Genomic DNA, 895 nt, shown 5'->3' with positions numbered 1-895 from the left:
TTGATGTTACTGAGCGTCTAGAGTTCCTAATGGGCCAGATGGAATCAGAGATCGATTTGCTACAAGTTGAGAAACGCATTCGTGGTCGCGTGAAAAAGCAAATGGAGAAGTCTCAGCGTGAGTACTATCTGAATGAGCAAATGAAAGCGATTCAGAAAGAACTTGGTGAGATGGAAGACGCTCCTGATGAGTTCGAGACTCTGCAAAAGAAGATCGACGAATCAAAAATGCCGCAAGAAGCACGTGAAAAGACAGAGCAAGAGCTGCAAAAGCTTAAGATGATGTCTCCAATGTCCGCAGAAGCGACAGTAGTTCGTAGCTACATCGACTGGATGGTAAGTGTACCTTGGACTAAGCGTTCTAAAGTGAAGAAAAATCTTGCGAAAGCGGAAGAGATTTTGAACGAAGATCATTATGGTCTAGAGCGTGTGAAAGAGCGTATTCTGGAGTACTTGGCAGTTCAAAACCGCATTAACAAGCTAAAAGGTCCAATCCTTTGTCTTGTTGGTCCTCCAGGCGTGGGTAAAACATCGCTTGGCCGCTCAATTGCATCTGCTACTGGCCGTAAATACGTACGTATGGCCCTAGGTGGCGTGCGTGATGAAGCGGAGATTCGAGGCCACCGTCGTACTTACATTGGTTCATTGCCAGGTAAGCTGATTCAGAAAATGTCGAAAGTTGGTGTGAAAAACCCTCTCTTCCTTCTGGATGAAATCGACAAAATGTCTTCAGACATGCGTGGTGACCCGGCTTCAGCGTTGCTTGAAGTATTAGACCCTGAACAAAACAACTCATTCAACGACCACTACCTAGAAGTGGATTACGACTTGTCTGATGTGATGTTTGTTGCAACGTCTAACTCGATGAATATTCCTGGTCCGTTGCTTGATCGTAT

Annotated in this window: 1 protein-coding gene; it reads left to right on the top strand. The window is 45.3% G+C overall.

Annotated elements, in window-relative coordinates; genetic code table 11:
• Window positions 1–895 (top strand): AAA family ATPase (locus R7Z49_RS23965; RefSeq protein ID WP_318112222.1); only part of this gene is annotated, 895 nt, incomplete at both ends.

Source organism: Vibrio sp. 1562 (genome assembly GCF_033340155.1).
Classification (GTDB): Bacteria; Pseudomonadota; Gammaproteobacteria; order Enterobacterales; family Vibrionaceae; genus Vibrio; species Vibrio alginolyticus.
This window is presented reverse-complemented; position numbering and strand designations above follow the sequence as displayed.